The following is a 14,566-nucleotide window of genomic DNA, read 5'->3' as shown; positions in this document are numbered from 1 at the left end:
CATGGGGCGCAGGTGGGGGCGCTTCAGGTGGAAAAGACCGGCAGTCTGCGATGAAGCAGGCGCCGGGACAGCAAGGGTCACATTGGAATTCAAGGCATGATTGCTACTGAAACGCTCTCCTCACCCCGCGCTTCTGCCGCGCCTGCGCAAACCTTGCTGCCGCGGGGCCTTGCCGGTACGCCCGATGACAAGGAAATGCTGCGCGCCGCGGTTGACCTCACGCGCGATATCGCCACGGCCCGGCCAGAGATTTACTGGCCCGACATGCTTGCCTCGGCTGCGCTCGGCTACGGTGCGCTGGCTGGCGCAATTCTCTTGCAGAATCCCATTCTGGCGGTGCTTTGCGGTGTCGTGTCGGCGCTCGCGCTTTACCGCGCCATGCTGTTCATCCATGAACTGACGCATATCCACAAGACTGCGCTGCCGGGCTTCCGCTTTACATGGAACGTGTTGGTCGGCATTCCGATGCTTACCCCGTCGCTGACCTATGAAGGCGTCCACACGCTCCACCACGCGCGCACGCGCTATGGCACGGCAGAGGACCCCGAATACCTGCCGCTCGCACTGATGAAGCCATGGTCGCTGCCGCTGTTCGTGGTGCTTGCGCTCTTGCTGCCGGTGGGCCTGCTCATCCGCTCCGCCGCGCTCGTGCCGCTGGGCGTCATCGTTCCGCCATTGCGCAAGCTGGTGTGGGAGCGGGCCTCGTCGCTTTCGATCAATCCTGATTTCCGTCGCCGCGCGCCCGAAGGTGATTTCGCGCGCATGGTGTTCTGGCAGGAACTGGGCGCTTCGGCCTGGGCGCTGTTCGTGCTGGGGTGGAGCGCGACGCATTCGTGGCGTCCGCTCGCTATCGGTCTCGCTGTTTTCGCGCTGACCGCGCTGCTCAACCAGATCCGCACGTTGGTAGCGCATCTGTGGGAGAACGAGGGCGAGGCGATGACTGTGACCGGGCAATATCTGGATTCGGTGAACGTGCCGCCGCCAGCGTTGCTGGCTCCGCTGTGGGCGCCCGTGGGCTTGCGCTATCATGCGTTGCACCATCTCCTGCCTTCGGTGCCCTATCACTCGCTGGCAGAGGCGCACCGCCGGATCAAGGCGCATCTTGGGCTGGATTCAACGTACGACAAGGCCAACTACGCAGGCCTCACGCCACTGGTCGGACGGCTCGCGCGCAGCACGATGTTGCCGCGCTGAGGTCTTATTCCTCGGTGCGGATCAACACCGTCTCGCCAATCAGCAGGAACAGCACGAACGGTGCCCATGCCGCAAGGAACGGCGGATAGGCACCGAAGTTGCCCATGGCGAGCGCCGCGTTGTCGAACACGAAGTAGGCAAAGCCGAGCGCCATGCCGATCACGGCGCGCACGAACAGGTGGCCTGAACGCGCCAGGCCGAACGCGGCAACGGCACCCAGCAGCGGCATCAGCAGCGCGGACAGCGGGCCGGACAGCTTGTGCCACCACTTGCCGTCGATCTCGGTGGTGCGGAAGCCCGCCTCGCGGATCGCCGCGATGGACCCGGTCAGTTCCGAGATCGGTTCGGCGTCGGCATCGACCTTGCTGATCACGACTTGCACCGGTTCGACGGACTTGGCGAAGACCTGATCGGTGGTGGACTTCGTCTTGCGCGCGCTTTGCACGTCGAACATCTCGGGCTGGCGGAAAGTCCAGCCGGGATTGGCATAGGCTGCAGAAGGGGCAGTGACGATTTCGGTGACCATGCCGGTCGGATCGCGGCGATACCAGCTGACCCCGGCCATCCGCATCGTCTTGTCTTCACCTGTGACGGCGCGCGCGAACAGGATGTTCGGCCCGTCCTGTAGCCAGACATTGGTCTTTATCGCGGATTCCTGCGGGATCGGCCCGTAATCGACGTTCTGCCATGCCTTGAGCGTCGAGGTCGACCGGGTAACGATGCGTTCGTTGAAGCCGAAGGTCACCACCGATGTCAGCGCGGCGACAAGGAACAGCGGTGCCAGCACCTGATGGGCAGATAGCCCCGCCGCCTTCATCGCGATAACCTCGCTGTTCTGGTTCAGCGTCATCAGCGTGATGATCGTGGCCAGCAGCACCGAATAGGGCAGGAAGCGGCTGATCAGCTGCGGCATGCGCAGCGAGACATAGGTCAGGAGCTGACCTTGCCCGTTGCCCGGCGCGGCCAGCACCTTGCCGCTTTCGCTAAGCAGGTCGAGCATCTGCAGCACGAGCACGAGCATCAGCAGCACCGCAAGGATGCGCACGACGAACATCCGCGCGATGTAGCTCGCCAGCGTGCGCGACGGGAAGAACTCAAGCTGCATGGGCTGGCTCCCCGGAATCTGCTTGCACCGGCTCGTCCGGCAGGCGTTTGCGCTGGAACAGCTTGCGCACCATCCGCGAAATCTTGGCAAAGCCGGTTTCGAGCGCGCCGATCGGTTGACCGCCGGGGACGTAGGCGATGCGCCAGTACATCCACATGATCAGCGCGGCAAAGGCCACAAACGGCCCCCACAGCGCCAGCACCGGATCGACCCGGCCAAGGCTGGCAACGTCCTGCCCGTACTGGTTGACCTTGTGATAGGCGACGACCAGCACGATCGACAGGAACACGCCCAGCGCCGAGGTCGAGCGCTTTGGCGGCACCGCCAATGCCACTGCCAGCAATGGCAGCAGGAACATCATCACCACTTCCACCAGACGGTAATTGAGGCTCGCCTTGCTCTGGTTGCGCATTTCTTCCGAATAGCGGTCGTTCCAGCCGATCTGCAGAAGTTCGGGCAGGAAGTATTCGCGGTCGGCGTCGCCGCGCTGGCGGAATTGCTCGATCTTTGGCAGGTCTATCGGCAAGTCATGGCTGGCAAAGCTGAGCACGCGGGGCGAGGTGATGCGTGGCCCATCCTGCACGATCTGCCCGTCGGTCAGCCGCAGGATCACCGTGTCGGGGCTTTCGCGGTTGGCGAAGAACCGTCCTTCGCGTGCGGAAATGACCATGACCTGGCCGTTGCTCGTCTGAATCCGCGCGAAAATGCCGCGCAGATCGCGGCCTTCGTCACGGCTCGAATCGACGCGCAGTGCGGTGCGGTCCTGCAGCGAATTGAACTCGCCCACCTTGATCGACGCGCCCAGCGCGCCCGAGCGCAATTCGAACTGGAGTTGTTCGTAGTAGTAGCGTGACAGCGGCTGGAGATAACTGACGATCACGAGGTTGAGCAGCGCCAGCGCAATTGTGAACATGTAGGGCACGCGCAGCAGCCGGGTATAAGACAGACCCACCGCGCGCATCACGTCGAGTTCGGAACTCATCGCCAGCTTGCGGAATGCAAACAGGATGCCGAGCATCAGGCCGAGCGGGATGGCAAGACTGGCATATTCCGGCAGCAGGTTTGCCAGCATCTTGAACACGACACTCACCGGGCCGCCCTGCGTTGCCACGAAATCGAACAGCTTCAGCATCTTGTCGAGCACAAGCAGTGACGCGGCGAGGACGAACACCGACAGCATCGGCACGAAGACGAGCCGGGCGATATAGCGATCGGTGGCGGTGAGGAGCTTCACTGTGCGGTGCTGGGCGATGTGTAGGGCAACTGGACAACCATTTGCGTGGAAACAGACAGGTTCAGGTCAGGATCTGCGGCGCGCCGCATGAACCGTGCCTTTGCGCAGGGACTAGCCGCTACGTCGCGCTCGGGGAAGGGAAAAGCGGCATGTTGCACTCGGACTAACGAAAGATATAGTCATATCGTGCTTAAAGTTATATGCAAACCTCTGGTCGTTGAAGGAGGGTCCCGGCGTGTCCTATGAACACATCAGTGAAGTGTGGTTGAATGCGGTTCGGCAGGATGAGGGTTCTGCCGAACATTACAGCGAATTGGCGGCATGGTGCGAGGGACTTGAACCCGGCGATCAGCGCCGCGGCTTTGACCGGATCCTGCGCGAACTGTCCGATTTCGGCATCGCGCCCGATGACACGCGCAAGGATGTCGCAAGCCAGTGGATATCGCTGCTGGCAGATTCGGGTGCGTTTGAGAGTGCTGCCATTGCACTGATTCCGCGCACAGCCATTTTCACCGGTGGGCGGATGCAGGACGGGTCATTTGTCGCGCAAGTCATTCCCGAGGGCAGTGCCGGAGCACATTCGCGCAACGCGCGCAGCCTGTCGATGGCCTGGCTCGCCGCTCTGCTCCGCGCGCTCGCCAGACGGGCGGCCGAGTTGAAATCGACGGCTGCCGGCTGAACGAGGCTTGTCGGGGAATTGAGAAGCCGGGCCACAGGCCCGGTTTTTTATGGCACTTTCAGGCTTTTTCCAGCGTGCACTGCAAGGGGTGCTGGTTCTGCCGGGCGAAGTCCATCACCTGGTTCACTTTGGTCTCGGCGATTTCATAGGGGAAAATCCCGCAGACGCCGACGCCGCGCTGGTGGACGTGAAGCATCACGCGCGTCGCCTGCTCGAGGTCCATGTGGAAGAACCGCTTGAGGACCATCACCACGAATTCCATCGGGGTGTAATCGTCATTGAGCATGAGCACCTTGAACTGGCTCGGCTTCTTGGATTTCGCGCGGGTCTTGGTGGCGATGCCGATCTGGTCATCCCCGCCAGCCCCACGTGATCCGCCATGCGAATCGTCGTCCCCGGCACAGCGGTGCGGGACGGACATGTCCGGTTGGGCGAGGCGATTGATGCTCATGATGGAAGTAATATCGCATTCCCGGCGCTGCAGGACAAGAGGCACCACGGGGAAGGTGTGTCGGAATCGGCCCGAGAGGCATGGCCAGGCGGCGACATTTGCCCGAAATGACAAACGGACCGGAAGGCGCGGGGCCCCCGGTCCGTTCAATCAGGCCATTCCGGTGCCAGCGGCAAGGTCACCCTTGCTGGGCGGCACCGTAAGGCGATCAGGCAGCGTGCTTGATCTTTTCAACCGCGATGCTGACGCGGGTCGAGATCGGCTGGAACGCTTCGTTGACCAGCTTGAGCATGGCTTCGCTGTTCTTCGAGCTGGCGGCAACCGCAGCGTCGAAGTTCTTGCGCATCAGGGCCGACTGCTTTTCGAAGAACTCGGTGGGCGACTTGACCGTAGCGAGGTCCTTGACGTCAGCCGTCATGGACTCGAACGAGGTCTTGGTCTCGGCAACATAACCCTTGGTCATGTCCTGCAGGCCGTTGGCGAGGATCTTCGACGATTCGACCATGGCTTCGACGTTGCCCTTGGCGAACGAGCCGGCATCGCCGAATGCGGCCTTGGCCTTTTCCTGGGCGTCCTTGAACGCGTTCTGCAGCTTGCCGGTGAATTCGGTGGTGGTGGTAGCCATTGCAAAAAGTTCCTTCCTGGTCGTCGGGGTCTTGGGGGTGCCGACGAGAGTTTTCACGCTTTGGGTTTTCACCCGGGGAGTAGCGGTGGAAGGACGCTTGGCTGCGGGCTTCACCGCAGGCACCGGCGCTGCCACCTTGACGGATGGCTTGGGCGAACGGGCCTTGATAACGGTTTTGGAGTTGGCGGCCTTCTTCGGCAGCTTGGGCGCCTTCGCTGGCTTGGCCGGCGGGGCAACTTCCGAAACGACGGGGGCTGGTGCTTCCACCGGCTGTTCCGCCTTGGCTTTGACCTTGCGAGCGGCGACCGGCTTTGCCACTACTTCGGCAATCGGTTCAACCGGCTCAGCCGCTTCGATTGCCGGAACGTCCGGCTGTGCAACGACCGCTTCCACCGCGGGGGTAGCTTCGTCCGTGCTGACCTTCACTTCATCGACCATCTTACGACTCCTGCTTTCAAGCGCGCCGTGAACCTGCTCGGCCACGTTTCACTCTTGTTGCAGTGCACAAAATAGTTATTCGGCCGAGGATGTCAAGAATTATTGTGCAGTGCACCATTTCCGGAATGGAGCAATCTGCTCAAGGGCAGCGTCAGCGCGTACGGACGTAGCGGCCCGGCGCATCCTCGATCACCTTGTCGCCCTTGCTTCCGGGCACACGCTTGCCCTTTGCAGAGACTTTTGCAGGTGATCGGCTTTCGATCCATTCGATCCAGTCTGGCCACCAACTGCCCTTGGTTTCCTTGGCTCCTGCAACGAATTCGTCGAGGCTGGCCGGGGAATCGGGATTTAGCCAGTACTGGTACTTGCCTGATTCGGGCGGATTGACCACGCCGGCGATGTGGCCCGATCCTGCCAGGACGAAACGCCAGTCACCCGACAAGTGCCGGGTTAGCTTCCACACGCTCTGCGGCGGCGCAATATGATCCTCGCGCCCGGCCTGAATATAGCACGGTGTTGCAATGCGGCGCAGATCGATCGGCGTGTTGTCGGCCACCATGGCGTCGGGAATGACAAGCCGGTTGTCGCGGTAGAGATCGGTCAAGTAGGCCACGTGCCACTTCGAGGGCAAGTTGGTCGTGTCGCCATTCCAGTGCAGCAGGTCGAACGCGGGGTAGTCGTCGCCCAGCATGTAATTGTTGACGACGTAGTTCCAGATCAGGTCCGGCCCGCGCAACGTGTTGAACGCGGCGGCCATGTAGCGCCCGTCGAGATACCCGTCAGTCGAAAAGCTTTCGAGCATCTTGATCTGGTTGTCGTCGATGAAGTTGCGCAGATCGCCCGAGTCCTCGAAGTCGACCTGTGCGGTGAAGAAGGTTGCGCTGGCGACCTTGTCCGCCTCGCCGCGCCGCGCCAGAATCGCCAGCGTGGCTGCGAGGGTGGTCCCCGCCACGCAGTAGCCGATGGTGTGCACTGCCGGAACCTTGAGGCGATCACGCACCAGGTCGATCGCCTCGATCTGCGCGCGGATGTAGTCGTCCCAGACAATGTCCGCCATCGACGCGTCGGCCGATTTCCACGACACCACGAACACGCTCAACCCTTGCGCCACGGCCCAGCGGATGAAGCTTTTCTGAGGGTTGAGATCGAGGATGTAGAAACGGTTGATCCACGGCGGGAAGATCAGCAGCGGCGTTTCGAACACTTCCCCGGTGGCCGGGGTATACTGGATCAGCTGGAACAGCGGCGTTTCATGGACGACCTTGCCCGGCGTGACCGCGATGTTGCGGCCGAGCTCGAACGCTTCCGGATCGGTGTGGGTGAGCTGGCCCTTGCGCAAGTCGCCCAGCAGATGCTCGACGCCCTTGACCAGATTTTCGCCGCGGCTTTCCATCGTCCGCTCGATCACAACCGGGTTTGTGAACGGGAAGTTCGCCGGCGAAAGGGCATCGGTCACCACTTTGGTGGCGAACTGGAGCTGCTCCTTGCGTTCAGGCGTGAGGCCCTGAACATCGCGCGCCATGTCGTGCAGCTTTTCTGACAGCAGCAGGTAGGTCTGGTGGATCAGTGCGAAGGCGGGCTGTTCGTGCCAGCGCTTGTCGGCAAAGCGACGATCCTTGCGCGGAAGGTCGGGCGCATCCTGCGCAGGCGTGGTGCCGCCCGCGTACTGACCCATCACCGCGCCCCACAGCGCCATGCTTTCGGTCCACAGCTTGGTTTGGGTCTCGACCTGCGAGATCGGCAATTGCCCGGCCATCGACATGAACACTTGCGTCCATTTCCCGATATCGCCCAGCCGCGCCAGCATCGGTTCGACATTGCCCGACTGTTCGGCACTGAAATCGAGCCACATCTTCTGCAGTTTCGCCGCCGACATCGCCCAATGCTGCAGGTCTGCCGGTTCGGACGCGACGCCCTGCATGGCGGGCATCAACGGCGTGAACAGGCTGCGCATGGCCTCGCCCTGCTGGCGGAATACATCCTCGAACACGACCGAATCGATACCCGTCTTGTCCGTCATGCCTGCCCCTTCGCCGTTTCCTGCCGCCATCTATACACGCGATGTGCCAGCTTGGCAGCCCTGTCGTAGCGCAATTGGCGCTGGTTCCAAGCAAGGTTTCCACGTTCGGCCTTTTGGCGTAAGGGCCGAGATTGCGGCACTCCTGCCGCGCCTTTTCAGACGAGTAACCACCCGTGGACGAAGAATTCTACCGCATGAAGCGCCTGCCGCCCTACGTCATTGCCGAAGTCAACGGCATGCGGGCCGCCGCGCGCGCCGCCGGTAGGGACATCATCGACCTTGGCATGGGCAACCCCGATCTGCCGCCCCCCGACCACGTGATCGACAAGCTGTGCGAAGTGGCGCGCAAGCCCGATGCCCACGGCTATTCGGCCTCCTCGGGCATCCCCGGCATTCGCAAGGCGCAGGCGAACTATTACGGTCGCCGCTTCAACGTCGATCTCGATCCCGAGACCGAAGTTGTGATGACCATGGGCTCGAAGGAGGGCCTTGCCAGCCTCGCTACCGCGATGACCGCGCCCGGCGATGTCGTGCTCGCGCCAAACCCGAGCTACCCGATCCACACGTTTGGCTTCATCATCGCCGGCGCCACGATCCGTTCGGTGCCGACCACGCCCGATGAACGCTACTGGGATTCGCTCGACCGCGCGATGAAGTATTCGGTGCCGCGCCCATCGATCCTGATCGTCAACTATCCGTCGAACCCGACGGCGGAGACGGTCGACCTTGCCTTTTACGAACGGCTCGTTGCCTGGGCCAAGGAAAATCAGGTCTGGATCCTGTCCGACCTCGCCTATTCCGAACTCTACTTCGACGGCAATCCCACGCGCTCGATCCTTGAAGTGCCGGGGGCGAAGGATGTCGCAGTGGAATTCACCTCGATGTCCAAGACCTTTTCGATGGCGGGCTGGCGCGTCGGCTTTGCGGTGGGCAATCCGCGCCTCATCGCCGCGCTCAAGCGGGTCAAGTCCTACCTCGATTACGGCGCGTTCACGCCGATTCAGGCCGCTGCCTGCGCCGCGCTCAATGGCCCGCAGGACATCGTCCAGAAGAACCGTGAGCTGTATCAGAAGCGCCGCGATGTAATGGTCGAGGCCTTCGGGCGTTCGGGATGGGACATCCCCAGCCCCAAGGCGTCGATGTTCGCATGGGCACCACTCCCGCCTGCACTGATGCACCTCGGAAGTCTCGAGTTCTCGAAGCAGCTCCTCACCCACGCCGAAGTCGCAGTCGCGCCCGGCGTCGGTTATGGCGAGGATGGCGAGGGATATGTGCGCATCGCCATGGTCGAGAACGAGCAGCGCCTCCGCCAGGCCGCGCGCAACATCAAGCGCTACCTGCAGAGCATGGGCGTGAATTCCTCGGCAGCCTGACGCCGCGGCAACAGCGAGTACCAGCGGCCCTTTCCGCCACGCGCGGGAAGGGCCGCGTTCGTTTCTGAAGGCCAATCGCTACACGGCGCTGGACCGCGCGCCTCGGCTTCGGCAACATCGCATTCGATAACCGAAAAACAGCGGATGCCCGAGATGAACTTCCACGACCGCGTCACCGTCACCATCGCGGATCACGTTGCGCATGTCCTGCTTGACCGTGCGGACAAGATGAACGCACTCGACGATGCCATGTTTGAAGCGATTATCGCTGCCGGGCATCACCTGCACAATGCGAAGGGTGTGCGCTGCGTTGTGCTTTCGGGTGCGGGCCGCTCGTTCTGTGCAGGGCTGGATCTTGCGAGCATGGGCAACACCGAACGCTGGGGCGATGACAGCCTGACCGGGCGCACCCACGGCAATGCCAACCGTCCGCAGCAGGCGGCGATGGTCTGGCGCAAGCTGCCGATGCCGGTGATTGCGGCCGTCCACGGCGTGTGCTTCGGCGGCGGGCTGCAAGTGGCCAGTGGCGCAGACATCCGTTTCATCGCGCCCGATGCGCGGCTGGCGGTAATGGAAGTGAAGTGGGGCCTCGTGCCCGATATGGCAGGCTACGCCTTGTGGCGCGGCAACGTACGGGACGATGTGCTGCGCGATCTGACTTACACCCACCGTGAATTTTCGGGCGATGACGCGGTTCGCTATGGCTTTGCTACCCATGTCAGCGCGGAGCCGCTTGCGGCTGCGATGGACCTCGCACGCGAGATTGCCGGCAAGAGCCCCACGGCCGTGCGCGGCGCGAAGATGCTGTCCAACCGCACGCCCGACATGGACGTCGACGAAATCCTGATTGCAGAGTCCAAGGCGCAGCACGAATTGATGTATTCGCGCAATCAGATGGAAGCGGTGCGCTCGGGCATGGAAAAGCGCGCAGGCGAATTTGTCGATCCATGACTTTTCGCGCAAAGCTTGACGCATGAAGGCCATTCACGATCCGCACGGTGTCCTGCATCAAGGGCTTGCCGCAATCCGCGCGCAATATCAGGTGCCGGAAAGCTTTCCCCCGCAAGTGCTGGCCGCCGCCCAGCTTGCCGCCGCGCGTGCCCCTTCCGACCATATCGACCGTACATCGATCCCGTTCGTCACGCTCGACCCTGCCAGTTCCACCGATCTCGATCAGGCACTCTGGATCGAGCCAGCGGGCAGTGACCTGATACTGTCCTATGCCATTGCCGACGTCGCGTGGTTCGTTGACGATGGCGATGCGGTCGATGTCGAGGCGTGGAAGCGGGGCAGCACAATCTATCTGCCCGATGGCAAGGCAGGGCTATATCCGCCGGTCCTTGCTGAACGCGCAGCCAGCCTCCTGCCCGATGGACCTCGCCCGGCGGTCATCTTCACCGTTCGGCTTGGTCCTGATGGGGAATCGCGGCTGGACGGTGCCGAACGCGCGCTGATCCGCAGCCGGGCAAAGCTCGCGTATACCAGCGTTCAGGACAGCGAACTGCCGCCCGCCTTTGCAGAGTTCGCCGCGCGGATGGATGCTGCCGAGCAAGCGCGGGGTGCTGTGCGCGTCGATCCGCCCGAACAGGAAGTCGAAGCCTTGGGCGACGGGCGCTACGGACTCGCGTTCCGCCCGCTGTTGCCGTCTGAAAAGCACAACGCAGCGCTGTCGCTCGCCGCCAATCTTGCCATCGCAGACGCGCTTCAGCAGGCAGGCACTGGCCTCTTCCGGGTCATGGCCGGTCCGACCGCCAAGGCCATGGCGCGTTTGCGCTCGACTGCCGCCGGGCTCGGCCTCGCATGGCCAGAGGCGGAAGACCTCAAGACCTTCGAACGCAGGCTCGACCAGAAGAACCCGCATCACGCCGCGTTCATGCTGGCGGTGCGGCGCGCAGGTAACGGTGCAGGCTATGCTCCGTGGATCCCCGGTGTGACCCCGTGGCACGAGGCGATTTCGGCGACTTATGCCCACGCCACCGCGCCGCTGCGGCGCCTGGCCGATCGCTATGTGATCCGCGCGACGCTTGCCGTTGCAAATGGAAAGCCGGTGCCGGACGCAGTCGAAGATGCCTTCCGCCACCTGCCCGCCGTCATGGCCAAGGCCGAAGCGACATCGGGGCAGATCGAACGCGCGGTGATCGATCTTGCCGAAACGGTCATGCTTCAGGGCCGCGAGGGCGAGCGGTTCGCCGCCTGTATCACCGATACCGATGGCGAATCGGCAAGGGTGCAATTGCTCGACCTGCCAGTGGTCGCCCGCGCGAAGATCCCCGGCGCAGTCCCCGGCCAGCGCCTCGACCTGACGCTTCAGTCCGCCGACAGCACTGCGCGCACGCTCACCTTCGCGCCCTCGGGCTGATCGCTTGCAAGAACCACTTGCGGCACAGCCCGCTTCGGGCTAACCGCCCCCGAACCACGCAGACCCTGCGATCGAGGCCCGATGGCGGAGTGGTTACGCACCGGATTGCAAATCCGTTTACGCCGGTTCGATTCCGGCTCGGGCCTCCAGTTTTCCTGACAGCTCTCAGAACGCCGGAATGCCCGTCAGTGCGCGGCCGAGGATCAGCGCGTGGACATCGTGCGCGCCTTCATAAGTGTTGACCGTTTCGAGGTTCATCATGTGACGGATGACCTGATATTCCTCGGAAATGCCGTTGCCGCCGTGCATGTCGCGCGCCATCCGCGCAATATCGAGCGCCTTGCCGACGTTGTTGCGCTTCACCATCGAGATCATTTCCGGCGCGAACTGGTGGTCGTCCATCAATCGGCCTACGCGCAGCGAGGCTTGCAGGCCGAAGGCGATGTCGCACATCATGTCGGCCAGCTTCTTCTGGTAGAGCTGCGTTGCGGCAAGGGGCCTACCGAACTGGTTGCGGTCGAGGCCATATTGCCGCGCGGCGTTGAGGCAGAACTCCGCCGCACCCATGGCGCCCCACGAAATGCCGTAGCGCGCGCGGTTGAGGCACTCGAACGGGCCTTTCAGCCCCTCCACTTCGGGCAGCAGGGCATCGGCGCCAACGCGAACTTCGTCCATGAGGATCATGCCCGTGGTCGAGGCGCGCAGCGACAGCTTGCCCTCGATCTTGGGCGCGGCAAGGCCCGTCATGCCCTTTTCCAGAATGAACCCGCGAATGCGCCCGCCGTGCGCCTCGCTCTTGGCCCAGATCACGAAGACATCGGCGAAGGGAGCGTTGCTGATCCACGTCTTTGCGCCGTGCAGCACATAGCCGTCACCGTCGGCGCGCGCCACGGTGCGCATTCCGCCGGGGTCGGATCCTGCGTCGGGTTCGGTCAGGCCGAAGCAGCCGATCAGCGAACCCGCAGCAAGACCGGGCAAATAGCGCATGCGCTGCGCTTCCGATCCGAATGCGTAGATCGGGTGCATGACGAGGCTGGACTGCACCGAGGCCATCGAACGATAGCCGGAATCGACCCGCTCGATCTCGCGCGCGACAAGGCCATAGGCGACGTAGCTTGCACCGGCGCCGCCATACTGCTCGGGCAGGGTCATGCCGAGAAGACCGGCCTGCCCCATCAGCGGAAACAGTTCGGGTGCATCGATCTCGTCGCTGAATGCCTTGATCACGCGGGGTTGCAGTTCGCTCTGGGCGAAGCCGTGGGCAGCATCGCGGATCATCCGCTCGTCATCGTTCAGCTGGCCGTCGAGGCCAAACGGATCTTCCCAGTTGAAATGCACGTGCGTGGTCACGGTCGCGTCTCCTTCAGACTTTCGTCTTTGGGCGATTTGCCGGAGTGCAACAAGGTGCAATTGATATTATCTTGCTTGCTTGCACCCATTGCCATGCGCGTTTTGCAAAGCTTGCAAGATTCGCTCGTTCGCGCCAATCAGCCGCGATGCGGATTGCCCTTTTCGAACCTGAAATTGCCGGAAACGTCGGCGCGGTCCTGCGTCTTGGTGCGTGCCTTGGCGCGGCGGTCGACCTGATCGAGCCGATGGGCTTTGCATGGGATGACCGGCGGGTGCGCCGCACCGCGATGGACTATATCGATCACGTCACGGTTGTACGGCATGCCGGGTTCGAGGCTTTCCGCGCCACGATCGGCGCGAGCAGGTTGGTGCTGTTCACCACCAAGAGCAGTGAATCGCTCTACGAGTTCCAGTTCAGGTCCGACGATATCCTGCTGTTCGGCAAGGAAAGCGCAGGCGTGCCCGCTGCTGTCGCCGAGGTCTGCGACGCGCGAATTCGCGCACCGATGCAGCCGCAGGTCCGCTCGATGAACCTTGCGACCACCACCGCGCTCGCGCTTGGCGAGGCGCTGCGACAGACCGGCACCTTGCCCGGATAGCAGTGCCGCAGCCAGGCCGATGCCGTCAGTCCATGAAGCCGCGTTCGCCTGAGGCATCGAACTTGCGCACGGCAATTTCGATACGGTCTGCCCAGCCGCCGAGCACCGCGCCGATAGCGGGCAGGGCGAGGTGCGTGTTCAGGGCCTCCTGATCGCGCCAACGCTCATAGACGAGGATCGAGCCTGCGGCCTTGTCGTCGATGGCGAAATGATAATCGAGGCAGCCATCCTCTTTCACCGTGTCCGCCACCAGCGAACCCAGCGCGGCGGCAAGCTCTTCGACGAGGGCAGGGCTGGTCTTGAGGTGGCCGGCAAGTATGATCATGGCAGCAGTGTCCTTGAGATGGATCGGGGCAGGTCGGAACGGCAGGCTTACCAGGCGGGGCCGTCACCTGCGGGCACGGCGGGGCCGGTCAGCCAGTTGCCGGTGATGCCGATCTTCACTTCGCTGCCCTTGGCGACATCGGTCCCGGCGTCGGGGGTCACGAACATGATCCGGTTGGGTGCCCAGACCGAACCGATGATCTCTTCCTCGTCGGATGACAGGACCAGGCCCACCTTCTCGCACATCTCGCGCGCCCGCTCGCGGGTCTGGCCACGCACTTCGGGGACATAGGCCCTGGCCGGATCGGCATGGATCGGCAGGACCCGGGCAGTTTCGCGCACTGCTTCCTCGGCAGCCAGCGTCTCGTCGAAAGCGGGGCCGTGATAGTCCACCTCCCAGTCGAACGAAATCATGTTTTCAAGGATGTCGGGCAGGTAGGGCGTCATCCGCAGATGCGACCAGTGCGACATATAGCGGTCCATCGCCTCATAGGTGTCGATGTCGCAGCAATTGGCGAAATCGAAATCGCCTGAATGATAGCGCGTCTTGACGCACAGCCCATGGCTGTAATCGCGCACTTCGCGGTTGAGATGCGACAACTTCTTCACCTCGGTGAGGAACGTGTCGATCTTGTCCTGCGGGGCATCCTTCTTGAACTTGATCATGACCACGTGGCGGATCATCGTCTCTCTCCCATGAGCGCTGCGCCGGTCTGCTGCCAAGGCGGAGCGCGTCGTCGTTATGGGAAGAAGGCTATCTGCTGCGGCTTTTGCTGACGCCTGTCCTTATAAGCAGGGTCCGGATCTGGGCAGCC

14 protein-coding genes and 1 tRNA gene are annotated in these 14,566 nt (G+C 62.9%); 7 read left to right on the top strand and 8 right to left on the bottom strand.

Annotation, left to right across the window (positions count from 1 at the left end):
• The first annotated feature begins 96 nt into the window (after window positions 1-96).
• Entirely contained in the window at window positions 97-1,194 is a 1,098-nt protein-coding gene (locus RM192_RS14945; RefSeq protein WP_311508354.1) for a fatty acid desaturase, read from the top strand.
• 4 nt (window positions 1,195-1,198) lie between these two features.
• On the opposite strand, the gene lptG is transcribed toward RM192_RS14945, so the two are convergent.
• Together lptG and lptF are read right to left on the bottom strand one after the other, a co-directional pair.
• Window positions 1,199-2,299, bottom strand: a complete 1,101-nt coding sequence (gene lptG, locus RM192_RS14940; RefSeq protein WP_311508353.1) for an LPS export ABC transporter permease LptG — start codon at window positions 2,297-2,299, stop codon at window positions 1,199-1,201.
• Window positions 2,289-3,533, bottom strand: coding sequence for an LPS export ABC transporter permease LptF (gene lptF, locus RM192_RS14935; protein WP_311508352.1), 1,245 nt, complete (start codon window positions 3,531-3,533; stop codon window positions 2,289-2,291). The genes lptG and lptF overlap by 11 nt, the downstream gene beginning before the upstream one ends.
• Window positions 3,534-3,768: 235 nt before the next feature.
• Here lptF and RM192_RS14930 point away from each other — a divergent pair, with 235 nt between their 5' ends.
• Window positions 3,769-4,212 (top strand): hypothetical protein, encoded by a 444-nt coding sequence (locus RM192_RS14930; RefSeq protein WP_311508351.1) that lies wholly within the window; start codon window positions 3,769-3,771, stop codon window positions 4,210-4,212.
• Between the two features lie 58 nt (window positions 4,213-4,270).
• Here the strand turns inward: RM192_RS14930 and clpS are convergent, their stop codons facing one another.
• From clpS to RM192_RS14915, 3 genes are all read right to left on the bottom strand, one after another.
• On the bottom strand, window positions 4,271-4,663 hold the full coding sequence (gene clpS / locus RM192_RS14925; RefSeq protein WP_311508350.1) for an ATP-dependent Clp protease adapter ClpS: 393 nt from the start codon (window positions 4,661-4,663) through the stop codon (window positions 4,271-4,273).
• Between the two features lie 208 nt (window positions 4,664-4,871).
• Window positions 4,872-5,726 carry a TIGR01841 family phasin gene (gene phaP / locus RM192_RS14920; protein ID WP_311508349.1) on the bottom strand — a complete coding sequence of 285 codons (855 nt, stop codon included), beginning with the start codon at window positions 5,724-5,726 and terminating at the stop codon, window positions 4,872-4,874.
• A gap of 151 nt (window positions 5,727-5,877) precedes the next feature.
• Window positions 5,878-7,746, bottom strand: a complete 1,869-nt coding sequence (locus RM192_RS14915) for a class I poly(R)-hydroxyalkanoic acid synthase (protein WP_311508348.1) — start codon at window positions 7,744-7,746, stop codon at window positions 5,878-5,880.
• Window positions 7,747-7,919: 173 nt separating this feature from the next.
• On the opposite strand from RM192_RS14915, the gene RM192_RS14910 reads away from it, so the two are divergent.
• The 4 genes from RM192_RS14910 (at window position 7,920) to RM192_RS14895 (ending at window position 11,627) form a co-directional block, all read left to right on the top strand.
• Entirely contained in the window at window positions 7,920-9,119 is a 1,200-nt protein-coding gene (locus RM192_RS14910; RefSeq protein ID WP_311508347.1) for an LL-diaminopimelate aminotransferase, read from the top strand.
• 144 nt (window positions 9,120-9,263) lie between these two features.
• Window positions 9,264-10,070 (top strand): crotonase/enoyl-CoA hydratase family protein, encoded by an 807-nt coding sequence (locus RM192_RS14905; protein WP_311508346.1) that lies wholly within the window; start codon window positions 9,264-9,266, stop codon window positions 10,068-10,070.
• A 22-nt stretch (window positions 10,071-10,092) separates the two neighbouring features.
• Window positions 10,093-11,478, top strand: coding sequence for an RNB domain-containing ribonuclease (locus tag RM192_RS14900; protein WP_311508345.1), 1,386 nt, complete (start codon window positions 10,093-10,095; stop codon window positions 11,476-11,478).
• 75 nt (window positions 11,479-11,553) lie between these two features.
• A tRNA-Cys gene (locus tag RM192_RS14895) sits at window positions 11,554-11,627 on the top strand.
• Between the two features lie 16 nt (window positions 11,628-11,643).
• Here the strand turns inward: RM192_RS14895 and RM192_RS14890 are convergent.
• Window positions 11,644-12,828 carry an acyl-CoA dehydrogenase gene (locus RM192_RS14890; RefSeq protein ID WP_311508344.1) on the bottom strand — a complete coding sequence of 395 codons (1,185 nt, stop codon included), beginning with the start codon at window positions 12,826-12,828 and terminating at the stop codon, window positions 11,644-11,646.
• Window positions 12,829-12,974: 146 nt separating this feature from the next.
• On the opposite strand from RM192_RS14890, the gene RM192_RS14885 reads away from it, so the two are divergent.
• Window positions 12,975-13,427 carry a tRNA (cytidine(34)-2'-O)-methyltransferase gene (locus RM192_RS14885; RefSeq protein WP_311508343.1) on the top strand — a complete coding sequence of 151 codons (453 nt, stop codon included), beginning with the start codon at window positions 12,975-12,977 and terminating at the stop codon, window positions 13,425-13,427.
• 25 nt (window positions 13,428-13,452) lie between these two features.
• On the opposite strand, the gene RM192_RS14880 is transcribed toward RM192_RS14885, so the two are convergent.
• Together RM192_RS14880 and RM192_RS14875 are read right to left on the bottom strand one after the other, a co-directional pair.
• Window positions 13,453-13,752, bottom strand: a complete 300-nt coding sequence (locus RM192_RS14880) for a putative quinol monooxygenase (RefSeq protein WP_311508342.1) — start codon at window positions 13,750-13,752, stop codon at window positions 13,453-13,455.
• A 47-nt stretch (window positions 13,753-13,799) separates the two neighbouring features.
• Window positions 13,800-14,435: a Dabb family protein gene (locus tag RM192_RS14875; protein WP_311508341.1), complete on the bottom strand. Its 636-nt coding sequence runs from the start codon at window positions 14,433-14,435 to the stop codon at window positions 13,800-13,802.
• Between the last annotated feature and the right edge of the window lie 131 nt (window positions 14,436-14,566).

Origin of the sequence: Novosphingobium sp. MMS21-SN21R, assembly GCF_031846015.1 — a bacterium.
Taxonomy (GTDB): Bacteria; Pseudomonadota; Alphaproteobacteria; order Sphingomonadales; family Sphingomonadaceae; genus Novosphingobium.
The sequence above is the reverse complement of the archived record's forward strand: the minus strand, read 5'-3'. Positions and strand labels throughout refer to the sequence as shown.